18 protein-coding genes and 1 pseudogene are annotated in these 25,767 nt (G+C 68.9%); 10 read left to right on the top strand and 9 right to left on the bottom strand.

Going from position 1 to position 25,767, the window contains the following annotated elements; genetic code table 11:
- The first annotated feature begins 19 nt into the window (after positions 1 to 19).
- The 4 genes and pseudogenes from ABZ855_RS16390 (at position 20) to ABZ855_RS16405 (ending at position 8,375) form a co-directional block, all read left to right on the top strand.
- Positions 20 to 1,570, top strand: coding sequence for a TIGR02677 family protein (locus ABZ855_RS16390; protein ID WP_360807211.1), 1,551 nt, complete (start codon positions 20 to 22; stop codon positions 1,568 to 1,570).
- A pseudogene (locus tag ABZ855_RS16395) lies at positions 1,567 to 2,847 on the top strand (TIGR02678 family protein). Before ABZ855_RS16390 ends, ABZ855_RS16395 begins: the two are co-directional and overlap by 4 nt.
- Entirely contained in the window at positions 2,831 to 7,105 is a 4,275-nt protein-coding gene (locus ABZ855_RS16400) for a TIGR02680 family protein (RefSeq protein ID WP_360807213.1), read from the top strand. The pseudogene ABZ855_RS16395 and the gene ABZ855_RS16400 overlap by 17 nt, the downstream one beginning before the upstream one ends.
- A 1-nt stretch (position 7,106) precedes the next feature.
- Positions 7,107 to 8,375 carry a Wadjet anti-phage system protein JetD domain-containing protein gene (locus ABZ855_RS16405; RefSeq protein WP_360807215.1) on the top strand — a complete coding sequence of 423 codons (1,269 nt, stop codon included), beginning with the start codon at positions 7,107 to 7,109 and terminating at the stop codon, positions 8,373 to 8,375.
- Between the two features lie 212 nt (positions 8,376 to 8,587).
- Here ABZ855_RS16405 and ABZ855_RS16410 read toward each other — a convergent pair whose 3' ends face one another.
- The 4 genes from ABZ855_RS16410 to hisD form a co-directional block, all read right to left on the bottom strand.
- Positions 8,588 to 10,375 carry a thiamine pyrophosphate-binding protein gene (locus ABZ855_RS16410; protein WP_360807217.1) on the bottom strand — a complete coding sequence of 596 codons (1,788 nt, stop codon included), beginning with the start codon at positions 10,373 to 10,375 and terminating at the stop codon, positions 8,588 to 8,590.
- A gap of 36 nt (positions 10,376 to 10,411) precedes the next feature.
- Positions 10,412 to 11,080, bottom strand: coding sequence for a ThuA domain-containing protein (locus ABZ855_RS16415; protein WP_360807219.1), 669 nt, complete (start codon positions 11,078 to 11,080; stop codon positions 10,412 to 10,414).
- Complete coding sequence (locus tag ABZ855_RS16420; protein WP_360807221.1) at positions 11,077 to 12,687, bottom strand: amino acid permease; 1,611 nt, start codon at positions 12,685 to 12,687, stop codon at positions 11,077 to 11,079. Before ABZ855_RS16420 ends, ABZ855_RS16415 begins: the two co-directional genes overlap by 4 nt.
- Before the next feature lie 95 nt (positions 12,688 to 12,782).
- Positions 12,783 to 14,108, bottom strand: a complete 1,326-nt coding sequence (hisD, locus tag ABZ855_RS16425; RefSeq protein ID WP_360807223.1) for a histidinol dehydrogenase — start codon at positions 14,106 to 14,108, stop codon at positions 12,783 to 12,785.
- 128 nt (positions 14,109 to 14,236) lie between these two features.
- Here hisD and ABZ855_RS16430 point away from each other — a divergent pair, with 128 nt between their 5' ends.
- Positions 14,237 to 15,844 carry a PucR family transcriptional regulator gene (locus ABZ855_RS16430; RefSeq protein ID WP_360807225.1) on the top strand — a complete coding sequence of 536 codons (1,608 nt, stop codon included), beginning with the start codon at positions 14,237 to 14,239 and terminating at the stop codon, positions 15,842 to 15,844.
- A gap of 20 nt (positions 15,845 to 15,864) precedes the next feature.
- On the opposite strand, the gene ABZ855_RS16435 is transcribed toward ABZ855_RS16430, so the two are convergent.
- Positions 15,865 to 17,448, bottom strand: a complete 1,584-nt coding sequence (locus ABZ855_RS16435) for a GMC family oxidoreductase (protein WP_360807227.1) — start codon at positions 17,446 to 17,448, stop codon at positions 15,865 to 15,867.
- Positions 17,449 to 17,695: 247 nt separating this feature from the next.
- On the bottom strand, positions 17,696 to 18,457 hold the full coding sequence (locus tag ABZ855_RS16440; RefSeq protein ID WP_360807229.1) for a DeoR/GlpR family DNA-binding transcription regulator: 762 nt from the start codon (positions 18,455 to 18,457) through the stop codon (positions 17,696 to 17,698).
- A gap of 91 nt (positions 18,458 to 18,548) precedes the next feature.
- Between ABZ855_RS16440 and ABZ855_RS16445 the strand changes: the two genes are divergently transcribed.
- The 4 genes from ABZ855_RS16445 to ABZ855_RS16460 all read left to right on the top strand — a co-directional run bounded on the left by ABZ855_RS16445 (position 18,549) and on the right by ABZ855_RS16460 (position 22,770).
- Positions 18,549 to 19,805 carry an MFS transporter gene (locus ABZ855_RS16445; protein ID WP_360807231.1) on the top strand — a complete coding sequence of 419 codons (1,257 nt, stop codon included), beginning with the start codon at positions 18,549 to 18,551 and terminating at the stop codon, positions 19,803 to 19,805.
- Positions 19,806 to 19,908: 103 nt separating this feature from the next.
- Positions 19,909 to 20,895: an LLM class flavin-dependent oxidoreductase gene (locus ABZ855_RS16450; RefSeq protein ID WP_360807233.1), complete on the top strand. Its 987-nt coding sequence runs from the start codon at positions 19,909 to 19,911 to the stop codon at positions 20,893 to 20,895.
- 35 nt (positions 20,896 to 20,930) lie between these two features.
- The gene (locus tag ABZ855_RS16455) at positions 20,931 to 21,542 is read left to right on the top strand and encodes an HAD family phosphatase (protein WP_360807235.1); all 612 of its coding nucleotides are present in this window, start codon (positions 20,931 to 20,933) and stop codon (positions 21,540 to 21,542) included.
- A gap of 250 nt (positions 21,543 to 21,792) precedes the next feature.
- Positions 21,793 to 22,770 (top strand): M4 family metallopeptidase, encoded by a 978-nt coding sequence (locus tag ABZ855_RS16460; protein ID WP_360807237.1) that lies wholly within the window; start codon positions 21,793 to 21,795, stop codon positions 22,768 to 22,770.
- Positions 22,771 to 23,149: 379 nt separating this feature from the next.
- Here the strand turns inward: ABZ855_RS16460 and ABZ855_RS16465 are convergent, their stop codons facing one another.
- Positions 23,150 to 23,668: a DUF6299 family protein gene (locus ABZ855_RS16465; RefSeq protein ID WP_360807239.1), complete on the bottom strand. Its 519-nt coding sequence runs from the start codon at positions 23,666 to 23,668 to the stop codon at positions 23,150 to 23,152.
- A 291-nt stretch (positions 23,669 to 23,959) separates the two neighbouring features.
- Here ABZ855_RS16465 and ABZ855_RS16470 point away from each other — a divergent pair, with 291 nt between their 5' ends.
- The gene (locus ABZ855_RS16470) at positions 23,960 to 24,148 is read left to right on the top strand and encodes a DUF5999 family protein (protein ID WP_360807241.1); all 189 of its coding nucleotides are present in this window, start codon (positions 23,960 to 23,962) and stop codon (positions 24,146 to 24,148) included.
- A 15-nt stretch (positions 24,149 to 24,163) separates the two neighbouring features.
- Here the strand turns inward: ABZ855_RS16470 and ABZ855_RS16475 are convergent, their stop codons facing one another.
- Both ABZ855_RS16475 and ABZ855_RS16480 read right to left on the bottom strand, forming a co-directional pair.
- Complete coding sequence (locus ABZ855_RS16475) at positions 24,164 to 24,562, bottom strand: RidA family protein (RefSeq protein WP_360807243.1); 399 nt, start codon at positions 24,560 to 24,562, stop codon at positions 24,164 to 24,166.
- Positions 24,559 to 25,755: an acyl-CoA dehydrogenase family protein gene (locus ABZ855_RS16480; RefSeq protein WP_360807245.1), complete on the bottom strand. Its 1,197-nt coding sequence runs from the start codon at positions 25,753 to 25,755 to the stop codon at positions 24,559 to 24,561. The genes ABZ855_RS16475 and ABZ855_RS16480 overlap by 4 nt, the downstream gene beginning before the upstream one ends.
- Positions 25,756 to 25,767: the final 12 nt, after the last annotated feature.

Consider the following 25,767-nt stretch of genomic DNA (forward strand, 5'->3'; position numbering starts at 1 on the left):
GGGGGCAGGAGTAGCGCACGTGGCCGCATTCGGCGGGCGTATGAAGATCGTGGCCTACCTCAACCACGAGAAGACGCTGTTTTACCGCTTGGTCCTGGATGTATTGCTGGACGAGGAAGCCCGACTCGGCGTCCACCTCAGCACGGAGCAGATCAGGCAGCGGGTCCAGGACAAGCTTGCGGGCGAGCCGGAACTGCTGGCGGCCCTACCGGCGGTAGATGGCCTGCTCGAAGACCTGTACGGCTGGCAGAACGTGGACCGGATTCACAACACCCGTTACACCACCACGCCCGAGGAGTACCTTCAGCGAGACCATCTGTACCAGCTGACCTCGGCCGGCGCCCGGGTCCATCGCGAGATGACCCGGATCGACGAGGACATGTCCGATGCCGGCTCGCTGCAGGCCTCGATGCTTCCGGAGGTTCTGGCGTCCCTTGCGGCACTGTTGCGGGCCATTCGCGAGGAGGACTGCGACCTCAGCAGCGCCCTCGGCGCTTTCCGACGCACGACCGAGGGATTCGTGCGGTTGTCGGAGGACGCGAAGCTCTTCGTCCAAGGCCTGGGCGGCTCGTTGGCTTCCGAGGAGATTCGGGACACCGAGGCGTTCATCGCCTACAAGAACGTCGTGGTGGGGTATCTGCAGTCCTTCACGGTCGTCCTGCACCAGAGCGCTGCTCCGATTGCGAAGCTGATCATTCAGTTGGAGCGGGCGGGGCTTTTGGCCCGGCTCACCGAGATGGCGGCGCTCGAGGCCGCGCCCGTCCTGGGTGTCAGCCACGAGGAGGTCGTCCTGCGTGACGCGCAGCGGATGCAACAACAGTGGGAGGGGCTGCGCCGCTGGTTCGTGGCTGCCAGCAACCGTCCTCCGGTCGCCGAGTTGCTGCTTGACCGGGCCTCCGATGCAATCGCCTTCATCGTCATGACTGTCGGGCACATCAACGACCAGCGGTTCCGGCGGGCGAGCAGGACGGCCGATCTGGTGGCCTTGGCCGGCTGGTTCGACGGCTTCGACAGGACCGGCGGCGGGCGCGATACCACTGCCTTGTGGCGTACGGCTTTCGGCTCCTACTCATCCCGACATCTGGGCCATCCCGGTGCGTTCGAGGACGACTGCGACACGGGCCCCGAGGTCGGCTGGTGGCAGAGTGAGCCGGCTCCGGTGTCGGCAGAGTTGCGCTCGCGTGGCCCTCGGGCTCACACGGGAACTCCGCCGCGGGTCCGTGACCCGCGGCGTGCCAAGAGCCTGCTGGCTGCCCGGCAGAAGCAGGAACATGCGGCTACGGAGGCCGCGGAGCGGTCACTGGCAGACAGAGGCCCGGTGCGGCTGTCGGAGCTCGGTCAGTTGGACTCCGCTGAGGCGGAGGTCTTCCTGACCTGTCTCGGGCTCGTTCTGTCCACGCGCAGGCGAAGCAGGGGCATTCGACGTGCGCGTACCCCCGACGGCCGTCTGCTGATCACGCTGGGGCCTGCGGCTGAAGGGGCTGCCGCCGCGGTGGAGCTGCGGGGCGGGGTGTTGAGCACTCAGGACTTCGAGTTGACGCTGCTGGTGGAGGAGCGTGGGCGCCGGTGAACGCGTGGACAGGGCAGGAGGGGCACGAACGCCGTGAGGTTGTTCGCGCCCTGCTGCACACCCCCGTGCTTCGGCGCGAGGGCCGACACAGGCGGCTGGTCGATCAGGCTCGTCGGCACGAGAAGGAACTGCGCGCTTGGTTCGACCGGCAGTTGGGATGGCCGCTGGTGGTCGAGCGCGATCTGATACGGCTGCTCAAGATCCCCGAGAGTCCCGGGCGCTATCCCGATCCGACCGTCCCCACCCCGAGGCAGTGCGCACTGTACTGCCTGCTGTTGGCGGTTCTGGTCGACTGCGGTGGGCAGACCGTGATCAGCGAGCTCGCTGACCGTGTGACCGCACTCACAACCGCGCACCGCAGTCTGCGCAGGTTCGACGCCACCTCGACGCGGGAGCGCCGCGATCTGGTCGCGGCGCTCCGGCTCCTCGCCGAGGGCGGCGTTCTGCGGTCTCCCCGGGAGGCGGGCGTCACGGCCGACTCCGAACAGGCCTACGTCGCGGGTCAGGGCAACGCCCTCTACGACGTAGACCACCGCTTGGCCGCCTCGGCCGTGGTCTGCCCGGTCCCACCCAGTTAGGCCGAAAGCCCGGACGCGCTGCTGCGTGTCGCCGAAGACGAACCCGGGCTCGGGGCCAGGACCGATTCCGAGCTTCGGCAGGCACTCATGCGTCGTCTGGTCGACGACCCGGTCGTCTACGTGGAAGACCTGCCATCGGACCAACGGGAGTATCTGTCCGTTCACCGGGAGGAGTTGGCGGCGGAACTCGTCCTCGGGCTCGACACCCGGGTGGAGGTGCGGGCCGAGGGCCTCGCGATCGTCGACTTCCGCTTCTCCGATACCGAGTTCCCTGCGGCCAGCGCCGTCTCAGTGGCGGCGCTGGCCCTGGCCGACCTGCTGGCCGGAGAGGCCATCCCGGGGCAGACCGGCAGCTTCGTGGTCGGGCACGACCGTCTCCTCGAGCTGGTGGACCTGGTCGCGGAACAGATCCGCCGCGTCGTGCCGAACATCGAGCGCAAGCCCGTGGACGGCGCCGTCGTGCTGAGGTACTCCGTGCCCGTGCTGATGCAGTTCGGACTCGTCGATCCTCATGAAGACGGTGTACTCGTCCGTCCCGCCCTCGCCCGCTACCGCGACCCTTCCGGCCGCGGGGCCCGTGTCACCGGGGAGGCATTGCTGCTCTTCGGCCAGGATCTCGACACGCCGCCCCGCCGGAGCAAGACGCAGGCCGTTCGTACCTCAACTCCGGAAGGCCGCCCCGATGGCATCGCCGACTGACCGAACACCGACGCCCGCGCTGCAGCGCATCCTCGACGGGGAGCTGCCCCTGCCGGAACGGGAGCGGTTCCAACAGTTACGCCTGGGTCTCATCGGCATGTGGGAGTACGAGGAGCAGGAGTTCGTCTCCTACCGCAATGGACTGATCCTGCGCGGGCGGAACGGGGCCGGGAAGACCAAGGTGATGGAGGTCACCAGCCCGCTGCTGCTGGACGCGCGGCTCAGCGCGCGGCGCCTGGACCCGTTCGGCTCGACCGCACGCCCGATGCGGGACAACCTGTTGCACCGAGGACGCGGCCATCGCGTCGGGTACAGCTGGTGCGAGTACGGGCGGGTCACCGAGGACGGCAGCTACGAGTTCGTCACCATCGGCATGGGAATGAGAGGCAGCACGTCCGTCAAGGGAGGGGTCCACAAGCCCTGGTTCTTCGTCACCGCCAAGCGCGTCGGCCAGGACTTCAGCCTGCTGAACGAGCAGAGACAGCCCCACCTACGTAAGCAACTGGCAGTACGGCTCGACGCCTGCGACGTCTTCGAGGACCGGCGCGCGTACCGGACGGCTGTCGCGGAGCGCCTGTTCGGCGTCGGTGTCGGAAAACTGGCCGCCCTGGTGGAACTCCTGCTGGTCCTGCGCAAACCGAAGTTGAGCGAGAACTTCAACGGCGAGCAGCTCAGCCGGATGCTGAGCAACGGACTGCCGCCGGTCAGTACGACGTTGCTGGACGACCTGGCCGTCCGCTTCGATCAGTTGGCCCGTGACCGCGACGACCTCGAACAGCAAGAGCGGCATCAACTGGGCATGTCCACCTTCCTGTCGGTGTACTCCCGCTACGCGCGCCAGTGGACCAGAAGCATCGCGGAGCGGTTGGCCGAGGCAGATTCCCAACTCACCAAGGCGCAAGAGGGCAGTAAGAGCGCTACTGAGGAGGTCGACCGGACTGGGAAAACACTGAAGGAGAGGCAGGAGCAGCGGCGGCGTTTCCTCGACGAGCGCGAGACCTTCCGGATTGCCGTCGAAGAACTTCGTACCGACCCGCTGATGGATCAACATGAACTCCTCAGACGGCTGTTGGAGCAGGCCGAGGAAGCGGAAGCAAAGCTCCCTGACCTCCGACAGCGTCTGAAGACGGCAGCGTCCGCCACGACTTCTGCGGACGACGCAGCCGCCAAGCAGTCCCGGCTTCTCGAGGCGGCCGCCGCCGTGCTGCTGGAGGCCGAGGAGCAGGCCCTGGCATGGGCGGCCAGGACCCGCATCGGGGATACCCATATCGAGCTCGCCGCAGTTGTCCGCGAGGACCCCGCTCAGACGGAGCTCACGCTCTTGGGGCACGTAGAGGCCCGCGCGAACGTTCTCCGGCGCGCCGTCGTCCTGGCCCAGGCCACGCACAACGCCAAGGCCGCACGCGATCAAGCAGAGGAAGCCTTCCAGAAGACCTTGGCTCTGCGCGGAACGGCCAAGCGCACCGTGGACGAAGGCGAAAGGCAACTCGCAGACCGGATAGCCGAGTTGCGAGTCAAGCTCGTCGACTGGAGCGAGCGGTGCAAGGAGTTGCGGCTGAGCGACGGCGAACTGGGTGAGCTCCAGTCGCTGACGCCGACCTTCGGACTTCCGGGCGGCACCACCCTCTCCCAGGAGGTCGCCCGTCTCGCCCGTCCCCGAGAGGGCTTGCTCGCTCAGCAGGCATCCGATCTGGTCACCGAACTGCGTGTCCTGCAAGAGGAAAGGGACCGGACCGCCGCCCTGCGGTTGCGCGTCGCCAAGGAGAAGGATCCCCTTCCGACGGCCCCGACACACGAGAGGCGGGATCGCAACGAAGCCGGCGACGGTGCTCCGTTGTGGCGGCTGCTCGAGTTCGCCCCGGACATCGACGACCGGGCTCGGGCGGGCCTGGAGGCCGCCCTGCTTGGTTCGGGGGTACTGGATGCGTGGGTCACCCCTGCGGGAGGCCTGCTGGACGGCAGTACTCTCGACAGTCTCCTGCCCGCCGACCGGAAGGCGGCCCCTGGCCGGTCCCTCGCAGACGTTCTGCACGCAGTCGACCACGAGACAGTCCCGCCACAGGTGACCACGCGTATTCTCGCCGCTATCACGCTCGCCCCCACGAACTCGGAGCAACCGCCGGGCGATTGGGTGTCGACCGACGGCTCGTGGCGGATCGGCCCGGTCCACGGCCGTACGACGGCGAGACGGGCCGCTTTTATCGGCGCCGCCGCCCGCCAAGCCGAGCGCCGCCGTCGCCTGCAGGCGCTGGACGATCAGCTCGCCGAACTGGACGGCCGGATCGTACAGAGCAACAAGCGGCAGCAGCGCCTCATGGAGCGGCAGGAAGACCTGCTGGCCGAGTGCGCCGAGATCGCTGACTTCGACCGGCCGCTGGGGGACTGCCAGATGGCGCTGTCTGCGGCCAGACACGTATATGAAGCTCACGACGCACAAAGCCGCCTCGACAAGGCCACGCTGGACGAGAGGGAGACCGTTTGGAAGGCGGCCCGCGCGGAGCTTGAGCGCTACGCCAGACAACGTTCGACCGACACCCGGCTGGAAGCTCTCACCGCAGAACAACAGGCACTCACCGAATACGGGACCAGTCTCGGCCTCCTCTTCCGCCGACTGGGCGCCTGGCAGGCCCGGACAGAGCAGTGCACCAGCGCCGACGCACTGCTGACCACTTGTCGCGACCATCAGAATTTGGTCGGGATGGACCTGGACAACGCCGAGCGCGACGCCAAGACGAAGCGCCAACAACACGATGTGCGGCGCAGTGTCGTTGGGTCGGACGTCGACGACGTATTGAAGAAACTCGCCCTTGCCCAGACCGACTTCGCGAAAAACCTCGCCATGGAGAGCGAGAGCCTGGCAGCGCTGGAAGCTGCAAACAGGCAGGACACCCTCGCTCAATCGGCGTGCGCGCAGGTCCACGAGGTCGTCGAGCAGCGAAAGCAGGCCTTGGACGAGCAGGTCAGAGGGTACCGGGAGCTCGATCGGCTCGGATTCCTCGCGCTGGTCCCCGCAGAGGGACCATGCGGGGACGCCTTCGACGCTGTCGCTGCCGCACGGTCCTTGATCCCGCAGCTCGTCGACGATCCCTCGGATCCGCGCGCCCTCGACCAAGCACGGGACGAAGTGGACAGCGCCCGCCAAGACCTCGAGACCGTGTTGGCGGGCCCGGACTGGAAGGTACGAGCCGGCAACGAGGACCGGCTCGTCTCTGTTCGTCTGTTCCACAACGGTCAGCACCTCACTGTCGCGCAAGGGCTCGCCATCGTGCAGAGGGAGGTCCACGAACGGAACCGTTTGCTTGACGCGAGTGAACACGATCTGTTCACGGAAGTCCTGCTCGGACAGGTGGGCGACCATTTGCGCCGCCGCCGTGCGCGGGCCAAGGCGCTCATCGAAGAGATGAACAGGCTTCTCGGATTGCGCCGCACAGCCTCGGGGCACGTCATGCGCTTGGTCTGGGAGCCGGACCCCGACAAGGGTGAGGAGACTCGGGAGGCACTGGCGACGCTGGACCAGCAGGCCAACCGATTCCTGCCCGACGAGGCCCGCGAGCACTTGATCGCTTTCCTCAGCCGACAGATTGCCGTGGCCAGGGAGGCGGAAGGCGGCGTGGACTGGAAAAGTCACCTGCGCATCGCCCTCGACTACCGGACCTGGAGCCGGATCCGCGTCCAGTACAAGACCGGCCCGCAACAGAGATGGACAGACATCGACGCCGGCATGCACGGCAAAGGATCCGGCGGCGAAAAGGCCGTCATGCTGCAGCTCCCGCTTTTCGCCGCTGCCGCGGCCCACTACGCCGGAGCTGCGCGGACCGCTCCGCGCCCGGTGTATCTGGACGAGGCGTTCGCCGGCATCGACGCCGAGATGCGGGGCGAGTGCATGGGACTGCTCGTCGAACTCGACCTCGACTTCGTCATGGCGAGCCACGACGAATGGGGTTTCTACGAGGAGGTCCCTGGTGTGGCGACCTACCAGCTGTTCCGCGACCCGCAGACGGAGGGAGTCCTCACCACCCCCATCCTCTGGGACGGGGCCCAGCGGCACCCCATGCTCGATCCGGCGCTGCTCGGTGGCAGCGGCCTCGACTTCGACGCTGACGACCGGCTCGACGACGATCAAGCCGACGACGAGACCGACGAGGACGAAGACCTGGACGACGAACCCGAAATGGAGGAGGAGTTCGAGGACACGGACGAGGACGCCACCACCTACCGCCGGACCGGTGGGCTGCTGGATGACATGGACCTCGACTGACATGGGAACTCACGTCGCCCTCCACCCCGATCTCATGGAGTGGGCGGTCAGCCCGGGCGGGGCCCTGTTCTGCGCCCGCGTGCGCCAGCACATCGCCAACGGTGGCAAGCTGAATCGCCGCCTGCGCCTACAGATGACAGACCGTGAACGCGCCGATCTCATAGACCTGTTCGGCGACGCCGTCAGTGCGACCGACGTCCAGCTTGCACGCGCAGACAGAGTGCTGCGCAGCAGCCGGCACACCTTGCCGCTCCGGATGCTGATCATCGGTGCCGGCGGGCCGATCCGCACGAAACGCGGCCAGACCCGGTACCGGGCAATCATCAAACGGGAACGCCTGATGAGGGAACGCGCCGAGACTCTGACCGCCATCGCCGACGTCTCGGAACTGGCCACAGAACATGGACTGCTTGCTTCCCTGCCGAACGACAACAGACGTGTGCCCCCCAAAGGCTCACGCGCCGGCACTCCTCACTGGGACACGTACTGCGCCGCGTTGCGGGCAGCAGCCGAGTGGTTCCGCACCGCGAGCCGAGACTGGAAATGCAGCGAACGTGAACTGGCAGCGCGGGCACTGGGCGGAACCAAGACGTGGACCGAAGCCTCCAAGGCCGCCTTCTCCAAACTGGTCGGCCTCCCGTTCACCGAGGCCGTCCACACCAGCGACACGGGCCTGAGGATGACCGGCCCGGCCGAATGGCACCGACAAGGCCTCGTGGCGGACCTCTCTCTCGCTGAACCCTTCATCGAACTCCCCGGCTGGACGGTCACGAGAGATGGCCGGTTCGACCTCCAGGCTCATGGCATCCTCCTCATCGAGAACCAGGAGACCTTCGAAGCGGTCACCTCGCGCACCAGCGTCCCCAGGAACTGGCTCTGCATCTGGACCGAGGGATTCGCCTCCGGAGCACTGGCGCACTTCCTGGGTATCCGCGTACCCGAGTCGATGCCGATCGCGGCTTGGGGGGATCTCGACCCGCCGGGCATCGACATCATCCTCGACCTTTCCGCGAAAAGCGGTCGCAGCATTCTCCCGATCGCGATGGACGCGGAGCTGTACCGCCGCGGGCGCAAACTCGTGGAGGAACCGTCACAGCTCGAGAAGTGGCTGAACGAGGCAAAGAAACATGCCGAAACCGTCCCGAGCCCCTTCAAGGACCTCGTGACCGCCATGATCGAGCACGGAGGACTTCGCTGCGAACAGGAAGGTATGCACGAACAGATCCTCCCGTACCTGCACCACTGGCTGGCCGAACTGAAACCGTTCTAGGTGTGACCCTCGACTGGGCCTCTCGATAAGCGCAGGTCAGCGCCACTCTCATTTCCAATGTCCCAAAATCGCGCTAGTACGATGCCTGTCGAACTGAGAGTGCGCAGGTCAGAGACCTTGTCAACTCTCATTTTCAGCGTCGGTCCTCATCCGCCCGTGCGGCCGGGTCTCGGCTGCACGGGCGGTCGTCAGTCGGCGGGCGCGGGGCCGTCTCAGAGGTGCTGCTCGGTGGCGCGGGTGCGGTGGTACTCGTCCTGGCGTTCGTCGGTGATGTACGCCGGGATCGGGAAGTCCCACCAGCCGGGGACCCAGGGGCCCGCGGCGTCGCGGTCCGTGGGGACCTCGATCACGGCGGGCGCCCCGGACTGGACCGCCTTGCGCAGCGTCGGCTCCAGGGACGCGGCGTCGTTGACCTTCCACGACTCGATCCCGAAGGCCCGGCCCATGGCCGCGAAGTCGGGGCTGTACGGCGAGCCGTCGGGGTGGGAGAACTCGGTGCCGATGTGGCGCGAGGTCTGCTTGCGCTGGCCGCCGCGGATGGACATGTAGCCCGCGTTGTTCTGGATCACGAAGATGACCGGGGCGCCGGCGGTGACGCTCAGGGCGATCTCCTGGGAGGTCATGAGGAAGTCGCCGTCGCCGAGGACACAGACGACCGGGCTGTCCGGTCGGGCGAGTTTGGCGCCGACGGCCGCCGGAATGGCCCAGCCCATGGAGGAGAAACCGCCGGAGGTGAGGTGGGTGCGCGGGGAGTAGACGGGGAAGGTCTGCTTGACCGCCCCCTGGGTGTTGCCCGAACCGGCGACGATGATCGCGTCGCGCGGGAGCACGTTGCGCAGGGCGCCGAGCGGGCGTTGGGAGGTGAACGGGAAGCGGTCGCTGTCGCGGCGGCCGGCGAGCTTGTCCTCCCAGTCCTGCTTGAGCTGGGCGAGTTCGGCGAGGTACTCGGAGCGGTCGGCGCCCTGGGAGGGCAGGGAGTCGACGATGGCCGCCACGGCGCGCTGGGCGTCGGCGACGATGCCCACTTCGGCGGGGTAGTTCTTGCCGATCTCGTGCGGGTCGATGTCGATGTGGATGAGCTTCGCGGGCGGGATGGAGAAGCTGATGCCCTTGGCGTAGCTGGAGGCGGACCAGTCGGTGAAACGGCAGCCGACCGAGATCACGACGTCGGCGGAGCTCGCGATCGCGTTGCCGGTCATCGTGCCGGTCTGGCCGACGCTGCCGGCGAACAGTTCGTGGTCCTCGGGGAAGGCGCTCTTGCCGTTCCAGGTGGTGACGACCGGGATCTGCCACCGCTCGGCGAGCGCGACGACCTGGTCGGACGCCTCGGAGGTGATCGCACCGCCACCGACCACGATGACCGGCCGGGTGGCCGCGCGCAGCACGTCCACAGCGCGCTCCACGGCTTCCGGGTCGGGGTGCTGACGGCCGACCGGGATGCGCCGCTCCAGGTCGTGGAGCTGCACATCCGCCGCCTCGGCCTGGACGTCCATGGGGACTTCGAGGTGCACCGGGCCCGGGCGGCCGGTCAGCATGGAGTTGAAACAGCGGTGCAGGACGAAGGGGAGTTCCTCGACCCGGGTGACGACCCAGTGCCGTTTGCTGACGGCCTCGGCCACCTTGGGGAAGTCGTTGGCCGTGTAGCGGTCGAGTTCCTGCAGCAGTCCGTGGCCGCGCATGTGGGTCGGCGGTCCGCCGGTGACGACGAGAACACTGGTGGAGTCCGTGAACGCGGTGCCCATGCCGATGACGGTGTTGCTCGCGCCGGCGCCGATGGAGGTCACCGCGGCCTGCGGGCGGCCGGTGACGCGGTAGTAGCCGTCGGCGAGGTGGACGGCGCTCTGCTCGTGGAAGGTCTGGATGAAGGGGATCCTGGACTCGTCGTCGAGGAAGGCGTCGGTCAGTGACCAGATGCCGTGGCCGGGGATGCCGGCGACGACGTCGACCCCGTAGTTGCGCAGGGTCCGCGCGACGATCTGGCCTCCGGTGAGGACGGGCATGGTGGGTTTCCGATCAGCTCGGGTCGGACGGTGGGATCAGGCGTTCTGACGGGCGGCCCAGGCGAAGCCCTGGGTGCACAGGCGGGTGACGTCCGGGTTCTGGAGGTCGTCGAGGTCGTGTCCGACCGCGCTGTAGAAGACGCGGCCCTGCCCCCAGGTGCGGGTCCAGGCCTGGGGGATCGTCCTTCCCTCCAGCCACGGCAGGTGTTCACCGGTGAAGGCGGTCTCGGCCAGGACGTGATTGTTGGGGTCGACGGACATGTAGTACTGCTCGGAGGCGACCCGGAAGTCCTTCACCCCGGCGGTGATCGGGTGGCCGGTGTCCGTGAGCGTGACCTCGTAGGCGTACTTCACGCCTTCGCCGGCGGGGTGTTCGAGGAAGCTGCCGCCGAGCAGCCAGTGGTACTTGAGGCTGGTGCGGAACGCGGCGGCCGCGCCGTGCCAGGCGGCGATCCCGGTGCCGCTCTCCACCGCGCCCAGCAGGTTCGACTCCTGGGCGGCGGTCAGCCCCTCGGACAGCAGGGCGTTGTTCCAGTTGAGCGCGATGAGGTCGTAGCCGGTGAGGTCGGCGTCGAGCGAGAAGATGTCGTTGGTCTCGTCGACGTCGAACCCGAGGTTCTTGAAGATCGGCAGGGCCCATTCCTCGGCCACCTGGTAGGGCTTGTGCCCTGGCCAGCCTCCGTACAGATACAGAACTCGGGTCATGCGGTGCTCCCTGAGGTCGTACGGGCAAGGGCTTCGGCGCGGCTGCGCAGGCGCTCGGCCACCTCTATGGCGTCGCCCTCCGGCGCGGTGGACTTGCGCTCAGGTTTCGCGGCCAACAGGTACACCAGACCCACGGCGGAGACGACGAGGAAGCCGATGAGCGCGATCCACCGGTCCACGAACGGGGTCGCGGAGTCGCCGGTGGGCCAGGCGAGAAGGACCATCCCGAGCAGGCCGTAGGCCAGAGCCGCCACGTTCACCACGAGACCCCAGCGGCCGAGCGTCCAGGCCCCGGCGGGGCGCCAGCCCTTCATGCGCATCCGCAGCGCGGCCAGTACGACCATCATGAAGGCCGCGTATCCGGCCAGCATCTGGAACGCCGCGATCTTGGTGAGGGAGTCGGGCGAGTAGTAGACGAACACGAAGAGCAGCAGCGGCAGGACGTTCACGGCCAGCAGCGCGTTCATGGGGACGCGGTGCTTGCGGGTGATCTGCGAGAAGACGCGGGAACCCGGGAACATGTCGTCGCGGGCGAAGGAGAAGACGATCCGGCTCGCGGCGGCCTGCTGGCTCATGACACCCGCGATGAAGGACGTCATGATCACCATGAGCACCACCTTCGTGCCGCCGGTGCCGAGCGAGCTCTGCAGGATCGAGGGGATCGGGTTGGTGTCCTTGCCGGAGAGGATCGAGGCGAGGTCCGGAGCCGCGAGGGCGTAACCGACGAAGGCGAACAGCGCGGCCACCCCACCGACGGCGACGGTCAGCTGCATGGCCCGCGGGATGCTGCGGGAGGGATTGGGAACCTCTTCCGCGATCTCGCCGCACGCCTCGAAGCCGTAGAAGAGGAAGAGCCCGACGAGCGAGGCGGCGATGAAGGCCATGACGTAGTTGTCGTGGGTGGAACTGCTGGTCTCGAAGAAGATCGAGACGGAGTTGTGCCGTTCGAAGATCAGCAGGTAGAAGCCCACGAGGACGATGCCGATCAGTTCCGCGGCGAGTCCGATCTTCGAGATCAGAGCCAGGGTCCTCGTGCCGAAGCAGTTGCAGATCAGGCAGACGACGGTCACCGCGGTCGCGATCCACAGGCGCTGGACGGGAGTGGAGCTGATGGCGGGATCGTCAGCGGTTCCGGCGAAGAGGCTGGCCGCGAAGTCCGAGCTGAACAGTGCCGTGCTGGTGATGCCGATGGTGATGCAACAGATGTACGTCCAGGCGTTGAACCAGGCATAGCGGCCGTTCCACAGTCGTCTGACCCACTGGTACAGGCCGCCCGCGAGCGGGAACTGCGAGACGACCTCGCCGAAGACCAGCGCGACCAAAAACTGCCCGGCTCCGACGATGCCGATCCAGAAGACGGACGGTCCGCCTGCGGTCGCCAGACCCAGCGCGAACAGGGCCACGACACCCACGAGGGGCGAGAGGTACACGAAGCCCAGGGCGAAGTTCGCCCACAGGCTGACCTTTCTGTCGAACTTCTGCTCGTAGCCGAGTGCGGCGAGCATCTCCGCGTCCGCGGCCGAGGAGGCGGGGCTCCCGGCCCCGCCGGATGGGCCTACGGGGGTTGATGTGGGCGCGGTGTGCGCCTCGTTGTCGGTCGCTGACATGACGATCTCCGTGGGTTGAGGGGGAGGTGCTCCTTGTCGAACGGCTGCCGGGACGCTGGTTCGGTCCGGCATAAATCGCGATCCGTCATCGCGGATCAGCTCTGCTCGAAGGTGTGGTCGGACCAGTCCAGTCGGGCCGATCCGTAGCGCGCGGCGCGTACGTCTCCCGAGCGCGCGTGTCCCTCGAAGTTCTCGATGCGTGAGGCCCTGCCGCAGATCTCGCCGAGCCGGGCGCTGGACCCGGGATCCCTGATCTCCTGGTAGGTCACGGTCTTGAGGTACTTGCCGACCCAGAGGCCGCCGGTGTAGCGGGCCGCGCCCAGGGTGGGCAGTACGTGGTTGGTGCCGATGACCTTGTCGCCGTACGCGACGCAGGTCTTGTCCCCGAGGAACAGGGCGCCGTAGTTGCACATCCGGTGCAGTGCCTCGCGGGGCTCGGCGGTGAGGATCTGGACGTGCTCGCTCGCGTACTCGTCGGCGAGTGCGTAGGCGGCGTCCAGGGTGGGGGCCACGATCACCTCGCCGTGGTCGCGCCAGGCCCGGCCGGCGACCTCTCCGGTGGACAGGTCCGGAAGCAGCTTCTCCACCCAGGCGATGGTCCGTGTGCCCACTTCCTCGGACGTCGTGATGAGGACCGCCGGGGAGTCGGGGCCGTGCTCGGCCTGGGACAGCAGGTCCGTCGCCACCACGAACGGGTCCGCGGTGTGATCAGCGACGATCAGCACCTCCGTCGGTCCGGCGAAGAGATCGATGCCGACCTCGCCGAACAGCTGGCGCTTGGCCTCCGCCACGTAGGCGTTGCCGGGGCCGGCGAGCATGTCCACCGCGTCGATCGTCTCGGTGCCCAGCGCCAGGGCGGCCACGGCCTGGACACCACCCATGACGTAGATCTCGTCGGCCCCGGCCAGGTGCATCGCGGCGATGCTGACGGGTGGCGGGGCGCCCCGGTCCGGCGGCGTCGTCGCGGCGACCCGTTCGACACCGGCGACCTTGGCCGTCAGGACGGTCATGTGGGCCGACGCGGTGAGGGGGTAGCGGCCACCGGGGACATAGGCACCGGCGGCGCCGATGGGGATGTTGCGCTGGCCAAGGAAGACTCCGGGCAGGGTCTCCACCTCGAACGCGGTGAGGGAGTCACGCTGTGCCTGGGCGAAGCCGCGGACCTGCTTCTGGACGAAGCGCAGGTCGTCGAGGACCGTCTCCGGGACGGAGGAGACGACGGAGGCGATCTGGTCGGGACCGAGCCGGTAGGACTCCGGGCTCCAGTAGTCGAACTTCTGCGACCAGCGGCGCACGGCGGCGTCCCCGTTGGCACGTACGTCGGCGATCACGTCCGCGACGGTCTCGACGATTTCCGGACGGCTGGTCCGTGCCGCCTTCACGGCGACCGGAACCTTGATGGTCTTGTGCTGTGCTGACACTCTGCACTCCTTGCACGGGGGTCGTGCCTGCGGGCTTGACCTGAAGTCTGGGGAAACGGAGGGTGTGGGGACAGGCACAACATGTGCAATATTGGCCGCGTATCCTGCACACAACGAGGTCGTGGCTCATGGCTGAAGTCCTGACGGTTCGCACCGCGCTGGAGCTGGAGGTGTTCACGCGCACCACCGTGCGGGTGTACGCCGGGGAGAGGAATCTGGACCGTCCTGTGCGCTGGGTGCACACCGGTGAGATCCCGGACATCCACCGCTTCCTCACGGGTCAGGAGATGCTGCTGACCGCAGGCCTCGGCATGGGCGCGACACCGCTCGAGCAGAGCGCCTTCGTCCGACGGCTCGCGGACGCCCACGCGGCCGTCCTCGTCATCGAACTCGCCGGGCGCGTGTTCGACTCCATGCCGGAGGCCGTGATCGAGGAGGCCGAGGCGGTCGGCCTGCCCCTGGTGGGCCTCGCCGACGAGATCCCCTTCGTCGAGACCTCGGCCCAGGTCCACGAGATCCTGGTCGGGATGCGCGTCAAGCAGCTGATCGCCGAGGAGGCCACCAGCCAGGCGTTCATGGACCTGCTCCTGGCGGACGAGGACTACGTCGGCGTGGTCAGGGAGTTGGCCCGGCGCACCGGGCACCCCGTGGTGCTGGAGGACGTCACTCATCAGATGCTGGCGTACGGGGGCGCGACGCCGGAGGCCGACCGGATCGTGGACGAGTGGACCGCGCACTCGCGGGCGATCCACGAACGCCATCCCTCGCTCCTGGCGCAGGCCGCCGGCGCCCCCACCGCCCCGGCGGCCTCGTTCCGCGAGGTCGCGCCGTGCGCCCGCCAGCCCGTGGTGCTCCGCGGCGAGTCATGGGGCTGGCTCCACCTTCTGCACGGCGGCCGGCGCCCGAGTCCGCCCGAACTGCGCACCCTGGAGCGGGCCGCCGCGGCCGTGGCGATCTCGCTGCTCAGCGAGCGGGAGAGCGGCGCCCGTGCCTCCCAGCGCCAGACGGCACTGCTCAATCGGCTGCTGCTCGGCGACATCACCGGAGAGCGGTTCGTCACCCTCAGCCTCGCGCTCGGTCAGGATCTGCGCGGACGGGACCTGGTCGTCGTCACGGCCTGGGCGGGGGACGAGGAGCCCGCCAAGGACCACATCCTCGCCCGCCTGCTGCAGGAGGCCGGCCTGCCCGCCGTCGTGGGCGACACCGGGGACTTCGACGTGGCGGTGGTGGGCCTGCCCACCGCCGCACACGCCACCCATGTGCAGACCCTGCTGACCGATCACGGGACACGGGCCGGCATCAGCCGGATCGTGGAGCCGGCCGCCCTCCCGCTGGCCCTGCGCCAGAGCCGCAGCGCGGCGTCCGTCGCGGCCGCGGCGTCGACCACGGAGGTGCGTCATTTCGACGATCTGGGCGCGCTGCGGCTCCTCGTCGCGCTCTCCGAGGGCCCCGAGCTCAGACGGTACGTCGAGGACGAACTCGGTCCGCTCCTCGAGCACGACGCGCTGGTGAAGAACCCCTTGCTGCCCACTCTCCGCACGTTCCTCGACTGCGGTGGCAACAAGGCCCGGGCGGCGGAGGAACTCTTCATCCAGCGCCGCACGCTCTACCACCGCCTCGACAAGCTGTCCGAGATCCTCGGTCTCGACCTCACACAGGTCAGCAACCAGCAGCGACTGCAACTGGCCGTGCGCGGGCACGACTTGCTGCGCAAGCCGACGCTGCGACGGACCTGACCGCCCTCGCCGACACGGCGTCAGCCCTTGGTCGCCCTGGCGAGGGACGGGGCGATGCGCAGGGCGTTCGCCCCGATCGTCAACGCCGGGTTGAGCGCAGCCGAGGAAGGGAAGAACGACGCGTCGGTCACCCAGAGATTGTCGATGTCATGACTACGGCACAGGGGATCGAGCACGCTCTGGGCCGGGTCGTGACCCGCGACGGCCGTGCCGCACATGTGGGAGTTGGTCTCGATCCCCATGCGCTGGGTGAAGATCAGCGGATAACCGGCCCGGCGGACCGCACGGGTCACCCGGCGCACGAGTTCGTGGTGGGGTGCCAGGTTGTTCGGTGTCCAGTCGATGAGGATGCGGTCGCCGTCCACCCGGACCCGGTTGTCCAGGGACGGGAGGTCCTCGGTCGTCAGGTAGATGTCGAGGCTTCTGGCCGCCATGAACTTCAGGGCCCAGGTCGGTGCCCACGGGCGCGCGGGCTTGAGCATCGGCGCCTGGAGCTTGCCCAGCATCTGGAGGTTCCCGAGCGGGAAGCGCGTGCCCGGGCCGGCTTCGTAGAAGTCGTTCAGGCCGAGCGTCTTCTGCCATTTCGTGGGGTTGGTCCGCAGCGGGTTGACCCCGACGAAGAACGTGCTGTTGTGGACCATGTAGTTGCGGCCCAGCAGTCCGGAGGAGTTGGCGAGCCCCTGGGGGTGCGCGTCGTCGGCCGAACGCAGCAGCAGCGCGGCCGAGTTGACGGCGCCTCCGGCGAGGGCGAAGGTCTTGGCGCTGACGCGGATCATCCGGCCCTCGTGCCGTGCCTCGGCGGCGACGACTTTCCGGCCGTCCGGCGAGGTGATCAGGCGGGTGACCTCCGCACCGGTGAGGATCCTGACGCCGTCGCTCAGCGCGGGGAGCAGGAGCCGGTTCTCGGCGTCGGACTTCAGGCCCGTCTCGTCCGGACAGCCGTCGGCGGTCGTCACGGCTGCGCGGTCGGCCTGCGTGCTGATGTTCAGGGCGTTCGGTGTGTGGAACGGGTGCAGGCGCTGCCTGCGCAGCGACTGGGCGAACCGTTCGATCTCGGGTTCGTGCTGGAGCGCCGGATACGGGTAGGGCTTGGAGCGGGGCGGCTCGGTCGGGTCCTCGCCGGTCTGTCCGTGCACCTGGAGCAGTTGCTCCAGGGCGGTGTAGAAGGGTTCCAGGTCGTCGTAGGCGAAGGGCCAGGCGCGCGAGACTCCCTCGTGGTGCTGCACCTCGGTGAAGTCGCTGCTTCGGAAACGGGGCAGCATGGCGCCGTAGAAACGGGTGTTTCCTCCCACCCAGTAGTAGACGCCCGGCGCGAACGGCTTGCCGGTGCTGCCGTCGTACCAGTAGCCCGCGTTCTTGTACCGGCCCTTGAGATACATTTCGGCCGGCTGCGAGTTCTCGGGTTCACGGGGCAGGAAGCGGCCCCGCTCCACGACGAGTACGTCGAGACCGGAGTCCTTCAGCGCCCAGGCCAGCGAGGACCCGCCCATGCCGGAGCCGATGATCAGGACGTCAGTGCTGATCTCCTCGGCGGTACCGACTGGGACGAGGGCTTCTGGCCGGAGTTCCGGAGGCGTGTAATCCTGGCGGACCGGGTCGGACATGGGTCGGGATCCCCTCTTTGCCGCGATAGTTCGAGGAGAGCCTAAGGAGCGGCACGGGTACAGCACATGCACGGAATGCGTAACGACTGGCGCCCCGAGTGCTCACTTCGTGCATGTACGGGCCAGGCCAGGCCAGGCGTCCCTGTCTCGCAGCAGCTGAAGACGGCGATCGGCGGCACCAGCTCGATGACCGCCATGCTGTACGTGGTCGGGCACCGCGTCGACGGGCTGACGCCCGAAGCGCAGGTCACACGGTCCGGACGACAGTTCCGCCGGCTTCGAGCGCGGTGACCTCATCGGGGGGCGCGGAGGCGTCGGTGACGAGGGTGTGCACGAGGGTGGCGGGCCCGACGTGGGCGTAGGCGGTGTGGCCGAGCTTGCTGCCGTCGGCGGCGGCGATGACGCGGCGGGAGGAGGCGATACCCGCCTTCTTCACCGCCGCGTCGTCGAGGTCGTACGCGGTCAGGCCGTCGGCCGCGGACAGTCCGCAGCAGCCGACGACGGCGGTGTCGAAGCGCAGGGCGGCCAGGGAGGCGAGGGTCAGGGGGCCGGTGAGGGCCCCCTCGGCGGCGCGGGGCTGGCCGCCGGGCACTACCAGGGTGGCCGGGCCGGGTCCCTCGCCGAGCAGGTGGATGGCCTGGAGGGAGAGGGGCATCACGGTGACGGGCCGCTCGCGCAGGAGCCGTGCCACCTCCAGACAGGTGGTGCCGCTGTCCAGCAGGACGCTCTCACCGTCGGCGACGAGCGCGGAGATCTCGGCGGCGATCCGGCGTTTGGCGTCGACCGCCTCGTGGGCGCGCAACCCGAAGGGGGGCTCCTCGCCACGAAGCAGCAGGGTGCGCGCCCCACCGCGTACGCGTTCGAGGACACCCTGGGCGGCGAGGGTGTCGAGGTCGCGCCGGATGGTCATCTCCGAGGCGCCCGTCAACTCCGCGAGTTCCTGGACCGTGGCGCCCCCGGAGTCCCTGACGACCTTCGCGATCAGTCCGTGCCGGTCTGCGTTGCTCATAGCGCGAATTGAACACCACCGTGAAATGAACAACAAAGCTGTTCGTTGGGCCGGTAACCAAACATAGAAAATGTTCGTTACGCTGTTCGGCATGGATCGTTCCCTGCGAGCCGCCCGCGTGGCGACCTACGTCTACTTCGTCCTGTACGGCACCTTGCTGGGCACCTGGGTGGTGAACATCCCCGCGATCGAGGAACGCGTGGGCATCAGTCACGCCGCGCTCGGCGGTCTGCTGGTGGTGCTCGGACTCGGGGCCTTCGTGGGCATGCAGGTGGCGGGTCCGCTGACCGACCGCCTCGGCACCCGTGTCGTGGTGCCCGTCGGCGGCGTTCTGTGCGGCACGACCCTGTTCCTGCCCGGTCTCGCCCACGATCCGTGGACGCTGGCCGCCGCGCTGCTGGTCTTCGGCCTCTGCAACGGCTGCCTGGACGTGAGCATGAACGCCCACGCCGTGCACGTGGAGAAGGCGTACGGCCGCCCCGTCATGTCCGGCTTCCACGCCACGTTCTCCGTCGGCGGGGTCCTCGCCGCACTCGCCGGAGCGGGCACGGCCGACGCCGGCCTGAACCCGGCCGCGGCCATGGCCGCCATGGGAGCCGTGGGCGTCGTCGTCGCCCTGGCCGCGGCACGCGCCCTGCTGCCTTCCGCCCCCACCGCCGAGGACCCCGCCTCCGTGCGGGAGACAGGGACCTCACCGGCCGCCGGGGGCCGCGGCACCACCGGCCGGGTCTGGCTGCTGGCCGTCCTGGCGCTGATGGTCATGCTGTGCGAAGGCGCCGCCAACGACTGGAGTGCCCTGCACCTGAAGGACGTCATGGGTGCGTCCACCGGCACGGCCGCCTTCGCGTACGGCACCTTCGCTGCGGCCATGACCGTCGGCCGTCTGCTCGCCGACCCCTTCGCCGCCCGGTTCGGCTCCCCGGCGATCCTGCGCCGCGGCGCGGCCCTGGCCGCCGTCGGCATCACCCTTGTGGTCCTCGGCCCGTGGATGTGGGCCGTGTTCACCGGCTGGGCGCTGTTCGGCCTGGGCCTGTCCGGCTGTGTCCCGCAGTTGTTCAGCGCGGCCGGGCACGTCGACCCCTCCGCGGCCGGGGCCAACGTCTCCCGCGTCGCCGGACTCGGCTACGTCGGCATGCTCGCCGGCCCCGCCGTGATCGGCTGGCTGACCCACCTCGTCGCCCTCAACCACGCCTTCGTCCTGCTGATCCTGCTGTGCGTGACCACCGCCGTGGGCGCCCGCGTGCTCCGCACCGGACCCGGCCTCGTCCGCCGGGCGAGGACGGAGACGGAGACGGAGACGGCAGCCGACCATCCCCGCCAGTGCGAGATGGCGGCCGGCAACCAATGACCGCTTGTGCGGCACGGTCCCTGACAACCGTGCCGCACAAGCTCTCCTCTCCCCGGTCGCCAGAGCCGGGAGCCAAGCCCTCAGCCAACCGAAGGAGCCCCCGATGTCCGAGGTCCACGCACACCCCGCCCGCGGCAGTGTCGGTGTCATGCTGCCGCTCGATCTCCCCGTCGGCGAAGTGCTGCCCTACGTCCGGCGGGCCGAGGAGCTGGGGTTCGACCAGGTCTGGGTCGTGGAGGACCTCGGCTGGCGCGGCGGCGTCGCCCAGGCCGCCACGGTCCTGGCCTCCACCACGAACCTCACCGTCGGGACCGGGATCATGCCCGCCGGCGCCCGCAACGTGTGCTTCGCCGCGATGGAACTGGCCACCCTCGCCCAGCTCCACCCCGGCCGACTCATCGCGGGCATCGGCCACGGCATGCCCGGCTGGATGCGCCAGGTCGGGTCCTGGCCCGACAGCCCCCTGACGCTCATCAAGGAGTACGCGAGAGCACTCCGCCTGCTCATCGCCGGCAAGCCCGGTCCCGAGAACGGCCGGTACGTACGCTGCGAGGGCGTGGTCATCACCGAGATCCCGGACATCGTCCCCCCGGTGATTCTCGGCGTCCGCGGCCCCAAGTCGCAGGCCGTCGCGGGCGAGGTCGCCGACGGACTCCTCCTGGCCGAGCCCGCAGCACCCGCCTACATCACCGCCTCCCTGCGCAACCTGGGCTCCTCCGCGCACCCTCGGGAGATCGTCGTCTACGACGCCGCAGCCGTGGACGACGACGAGGAAGCCGCCCTCGCCCGCGTCCGCACCACCCTCGAGTCGGTCGGCGAGCCGCAGTGGGCCGCGCACATCGACCCCCTGCCCTTCGCCGAGGAACTGCGCGCACATCGCGCCGCCAGCAGCGACGCCCGGCACTTCGCCCGGACGATGCCCGCCGACTGGGTCCGTGCCTTGAGCATCGCCGGCACCCCGGCCCAGGCCCGCGCGGCGATCGACGCCCGCCACGCGGCCGGCGCGACCAGTGTCGTGCTCGCCCCGGCGGGCCCAGACCCCCTGGCCGCCCTCGACTCCCTCGCCCGCGCCCTGCCCCACCGGCACTGACCCAACGCCCCGCGACCGCAAGGAAACCGACCCGCATGACCACCGACCGCCACCGCATCGTGCTCTTCGACCTCTTCGGGGTCATCGCCCGCCACCAACGCCCGGGCGCCCTGGAGAAGATGGCCGCCCGCTGCCACGCCTCCGCCGACGCCTTCACCACGGCCTACTGGACCCACCGCCCGCCCTACGACGCCGGCCGGCACACCGCGTCCGCGTACTGGACCGACGTACTGAACTCGCTGTCCCTCCGCGCCGACGCCGACACGATCGAAGAGCTGCGGCTCACCGACATCGAGAGCTGGTCCCGCGTCGACGACCGCATGGTCACCTACGTGCGGACCCTGCGGGACCGCACCCGGGTCGCCCTGCTGTCCAACATCCCGGCGGACCACGCGGACGCCTTCCTCGCCGCCCAGCCATGGCTGCACGACCTCGACCACGTGGTGTTCTCCGGCAAGATCGGCGCGGCCAAGCCCGCCCCGGCCGCCTTCCAGCACTGCGTCGCCGCCCTGCGCGCCACACCCGCCGACTTCCTCTTCGTCGACGACCGCGAGGAGAACGTCCGCGCGGCACAGGCGGTCGGCATGAACGGACACGTTTTCCGGAGCCAGGACGACCTCGCCGCCGCCGTCGACGCGTGGCTGTGAACCCGATGAGCGGCGCTCGCCGCCTCTCGTCGAACCCGGACGTCCTTCCTCGAGTACGTCCGCAAGGGTGACAGGCGTGGGGATTCGCGCAGCGACTGAGCAAACGTCACCCGGCGACGTAGTAACCCTGACATATCCCCCCACGCACCCGACCGAAAGGTTCTGTCGCATGCGATGCCCCAGCCATGGCGGCCCGAAGTGCCAGTTCATCCCCCCGCACATTCTCAATCACATCGCCAAAGCCACCGGAATGGACACCAGAGAGCCCCACCCGGCCACCCTGTCGGCGACCGCCAGCACGCAGTTCCGGGACGAAAGGGCCCGCGGAGCAATCAATCTCGCGGCGCTGACGACTCCCCGTCCGGGTAAATCCGACCGAGTGGTCCACGACTCCAAGAACCAGTGGGACCTGGCCCTGGCCCAACAGGTCCGCGGGGAGAGCGACCCGGCGGTGGGCAGCCCCAAGAACGCGAACATGGCGTACGACCACGTCGGGGAGGTGCGTTCTTTCTACGCCGACACCTTCGGCCGGGACAGCATCGACAACCGCGGTATGAGCATCAAGGTCTTCGTCAATTACGGCGTCGACTTCGACAACGCTTTTTGGGACGGCGAGAACATCGTCCTGGGCAACGGCGACGAAATGATCTTCACGGATTTCTGCAAGTCGCCCGACGTCCTGGGTCACGAACTGACGCACGGCGTCGTGCAGCACACCGCGAACCTGGAATACCAGGGCCAGTCCGGTGCCCTCAACGAGCACTTCGCCGACGTGTTCGGAAGCCTGATCGAGCAGCGGATGCGGAAAGAGGACGCGGGGACCGCCAACTGGCTCATCGGTGACGAGGTGATGGCGGAGGAGCTGTTCGGCGAGGCCCTGCGGTCGATGGCCCACCCCGGCACCGCGTACGACAACCCCACCATGGGGAAGGACCCGCAGCCGGCGCACATGAACAAGTACTTCCCGGGTCCGGAGGACAACCAGGGCGTCCACATCAACAGCGGTATCCCGAACCGGGCGTTCTATCTGGTGGCGTCCGAGATCGGCACCGCCCACGCCGGCCAGATCTGGTACGCGGGACTGCAGAACCTCTGGTCGACCGCGAAGTTCGAGGACGCGGCAGCGGTACTCAGCGCTCAGGCGCGAATTCTCGCCCGCGAGAGCAAGGTGGCGAGGCACGCCCCGCAAACGGTGCGATCGGCATTCCGGGACGTCGGCATCATCTAGTCCCGATCATGGGTGAGGGCCCGCCAGTGACTGGCGGGCCCTCACCCATGATCAGGAAAGCAATTTCTATGAATGTGGTTCAATAGGCAAATATCTATAGAACTGCATGCACGAGGAATTGATCTTGAGTACTGTTTCATCACCGGATTCGCCGACCGTGACCGCGGCTCTCGACAACAACCACATAGAGATCCAGGCCGCGTGCTGGTCGTGCGACAGAACGGTGAGAAAGCTCGTGCCGCGCAGGAGCCGGACTCATCAGCATTTCCACTGGAACTGCGACACCTGCGAGGTCGCATGGGAAGGACCGGGCTCCCACCCGGCATGACAGACAGTCGACAGGGCCCTGTCCTGGGGAGAGGGCCCTGTTGTCCGCGTCTCAGGCCTCGGTGAGGACGACTTCCTGGATCTGCTCCGAGTGGACGGTCGGCATCGGGATGAAGCCGGTGCGGCGGAACTCCACCAGGCTGGTCTTCACCCGCACGGGGCCGGGCTCGTACGCGCCCGGCTCGGTGGCCTTGGTGTTCGACCACTGGTGCCAGGAGCCGTCACAGCTCGCGGCGATGCTGTCCATGCCGTACCAGACGTTCTCGCCGCGCTCGATCGAGGCCGCGACGCGGACGGAGTCACCGGTGCTGAGGCAGCGGTAGCTGCCGGCGAGGGTGAGCTCCCCGTCGGGCGTGATGCGGCCGGATTCGACCGTCACCTGGTCGAAGCCCTCGTCGGCGGCCTGGGCCGCCGCCACGGCGGCGGGCGACACGGCAAGCAGCACGACACCGGCGGCGACGGCCACCGCGCGGGAGACGGCCGAGCGGACCGAGCGGGACGAGCAGGACGAGATCGGGGAGACCGGAGAGAGCGGGGAGAGCGGGGAGAGCGGGGAGCGGGGAAATGCCATGGGGAACCTCCTGGGGCGACTCGGGGGGACTCCACAGGTACTGGCCCCGCGCGCTCGCGCGCGTGATCATCACCCCTTCGTCGGCGAGTCGTGCGCGCCGACTGCTCCGCTTTTCGGATTCGGGAGCTTTTCGGATCGCGGATCTTTTCCGAATGTCAGGGTGGTGTCACAGCACGTCCGTGTGCTGTCACGCTTCCTCGACACGACTTGGCACCGGCCCCGGGCACGGGCATCGTCGGAAGTGGCAAGGAAGCGCCACCCGAGCACCAGCATCCGATCCGGAGGCACACCATGTGTTCACACCAGCCCCCGTGCCCCTCGGCCGACCGTCCCGACCGGGACGCCGCGCACATCGTCGCCTTCCACCCCGAGCAGGGCTGGAACCTCCTGTGCAACGGCGCGATCGTCTTCGACGACACCGGCGAACTGCTGCCCGACGGCAGCGTGATCATGCCGCACCGTCTGGCGACCGCCGCCTGAACCACCCCCGGTCCGTTACGGCAGCACAGCAAAGCCGTCGAGTTCCACCAGGGCCCGTTCGTCCCAGAGCCGTACGATCCCGACGACCGCCATCGCCGGATAGTCACGTCCCGCCAACTTCCGCCAGATACGGCCGAGTTGCGAGGCCTGGACGCGATATTCCGCGACGTCCGTGGCGTACACGGTGACCCGGGCCAGATCGGCGGGCGTACCGCCGGCCGCGCGCAGTGCGGAAAGCAGATTCCCCAGGGCCCGCTCGAACTGCTCGGGCAGGGTGTCCCCCACGAGTTTCCCGCCGTCGTCGAGCGCGGTCTGCCCCGCGAGGAACACCAGCCGGGAGCCGGTGGCGACGACGGCGTGCGAGAAGCCCACGGGCGGCGCGAGGCCGGGCGGGTTGACCCGCTCGGCGGTCACCGGACCTCCTCCGCCGAATCTGCCGCATCCGTCGCCCGGGTCGCATCCGTCGCATCCGTCGCATCCGTCGCATCCGTCGCCTGCCGGTACAACTCCTTGGCGATGACCGTCCGTTGGACCTCGCTGGCCCCCTCGTAGATACGCGGCGCCCGTACCTCCCGGTAGAGGTGCTCGAGGAGATGGCCGCGTCGCAGCGCCCGCGCGCCGTGCAGTTGGACGGCCGCGTCGACGACGTACTGCGCGGTCTCGGTGGCCAGCAGCTTCGCCATCGCGGCGCGCGCCGGGACATCCTGGGCGCCCTCGTCGTACGCCGCCGCTGCCGCGTAGACCATCAGGCGGGCCGCCTCCGTGCGCAGGGCCATCTCGGCGACCTGGTGGGCGACGGCCTGGAGGTCCTTCAGCTTGCCGCCGAAGGCGTCCCGGCGGCGGGTGTGGGCGAGGGCGGCGTCCAGGGCCGCCTGGGCCATGCCGACCGCGAAGGCGCCGACGCTCGGCCGGAACAGGTTCAACGTGCCCATGGCGACCCGGAATCCACCGTCGGGTTCGCCGATGACGTCGTCCACGGTGACCGGTACGGCGTCCAGCGCGAGGGCGCCGATCGGGTGCGGGGAGAGCATGTCGAGGGCGGTGCCGGTGAGGCCCGGCCGGTCGGCGGGGAGCAGGAAGGCCGTGACTCCACGGGCCCCGGCCCCCGCTGTCGTACGGGCGAAGACGGTGTAGAAGTCGGCCTCGGGGGCGTTGGAGATCCAGCACTTCTCGCCGGTGAGGCGCCAGCCGGAGGAGCCGTGCGGGGTGGCCGTGAGGGAGAGGGCCGCCGCGTCGGAGCCCGCGCCCGGCTCGCTCAGCGCGAACGCGGCCACCGCGCTGCCCTCGCTCACCCGGGGCAGCCAGCGTGCGCGCTGGGCCGGTGTGCCGTGGGCGTGGACCGGGTGGGCGCCGAGGCCCTGGAGGGCGAGGGCGGTCTCCGCCTCGGTGCAGGCGTGGGCGAGGGACTCGCGCATCAGACACAGGTCCAGCGCACCGGAGGTGAACAGCCGGTCGAGCAGCCCGAGTTGACCGAGTTCGGCGACGAGGGGACGGTTGACGCGGCCCGGTTCGCCCTTCTCGGCGAGCGGGCGCAGCCGGTCGGCGGCCAGCGCGCGCAGCTCCACGCACCAGGCGGCCTGGGCCGGTTCGAGCGAGAATGCGGGCATCGCCGGTCCTCT

This window comes from Streptomyces sp. NPDC047042 (genome assembly GCF_040644035.1).
Lineage (GTDB): Bacteria > Actinomycetota > Actinomycetes > Streptomycetales > Streptomycetaceae > Streptomyces.

Excerpts from the sequence above, each read along its gene's own strand:
- ABZ855_RS16430 (WP_360807225.1), top strand. The coding sequence starts at position 14,237 with ATGGCTGAAGTCCTGACGGTTCGCACCGCGCTGGAGCTGGAGGTGTTC.
- ABZ855_RS16435 (WP_360807227.1), bottom strand. The coding sequence starts at position 17,448 with ATGTCCGACCCGGTCCGCCAGGATTACACGCCTCCGGAACTCCGGCCA.
- ABZ855_RS16480 (WP_360807245.1), bottom strand. The coding sequence starts at position 25,755 with ATGCCCGCATTCTCGCTCGAACCGGCCCAGGCCGCCTGGTGCGTGGAG.
- ABZ855_RS16470 (WP_360807241.1), top strand. The coding sequence starts at position 23,960 with ATGTGTTCACACCAGCCCCCGTGCCCCTCGGCCGACCGTCCCGACCGG.
- ABZ855_RS16445 (WP_360807231.1), top strand. The coding sequence starts at position 18,549 with ATGGATCGTTCCCTGCGAGCCGCCCGCGTGGCGACCTACGTCTACTTC.
- ABZ855_RS16420 (WP_360807221.1), bottom strand. The coding sequence starts at position 12,687 with ATGTCAGCGACCGACAACGAGGCGCACACCGCGCCCACATCAACCCCC.
- ABZ855_RS16465 (WP_360807239.1), bottom strand. The coding sequence starts at position 23,668 with ATGGCATTTCCCCGCTCCCCGCTCTCCCCGCTCTCCCCGCTCTCTCCG.
- ABZ855_RS16415 (WP_360807219.1), bottom strand. The coding sequence starts at position 11,080 with ATGACCCGAGTTCTGTATCTGTACGGAGGCTGGCCAGGGCACAAGCCC.
- ABZ855_RS16410 (WP_360807217.1), bottom strand. The coding sequence starts at position 10,375 with ATGCCCGTCCTCACCGGAGGCCAGATCGTCGCGCGGACCCTGCGCAAC.
- ABZ855_RS16460 (WP_360807237.1), top strand. The coding sequence starts at position 21,793 with ATGGACACCAGAGAGCCCCACCCGGCCACCCTGTCGGCGACCGCCAGC.
- ABZ855_RS16405 (WP_360807215.1), top strand. The coding sequence starts at position 7,107 with ATGGGAACTCACGTCGCCCTCCACCCCGATCTCATGGAGTGGGCGGTC.
- ABZ855_RS16400 (WP_360807213.1), top strand. The coding sequence starts at position 2,831 with ATGGCATCGCCGACTGACCGAACACCGACGCCCGCGCTGCAGCGCATC.
- ABZ855_RS16440 (WP_360807229.1), bottom strand. The coding sequence starts at position 18,457 with ATGAGCAACGCAGACCGGCACGGACTGATCGCGAAGGTCGTCAGGGAC.
- ABZ855_RS16455 (WP_360807235.1), top strand. The coding sequence starts at position 20,931 with ATGACCACCGACCGCCACCGCATCGTGCTCTTCGACCTCTTCGGGGTC.
- ABZ855_RS16450 (WP_360807233.1), top strand. The coding sequence starts at position 19,909 with ATGTCCGAGGTCCACGCACACCCCGCCCGCGGCAGTGTCGGTGTCATG.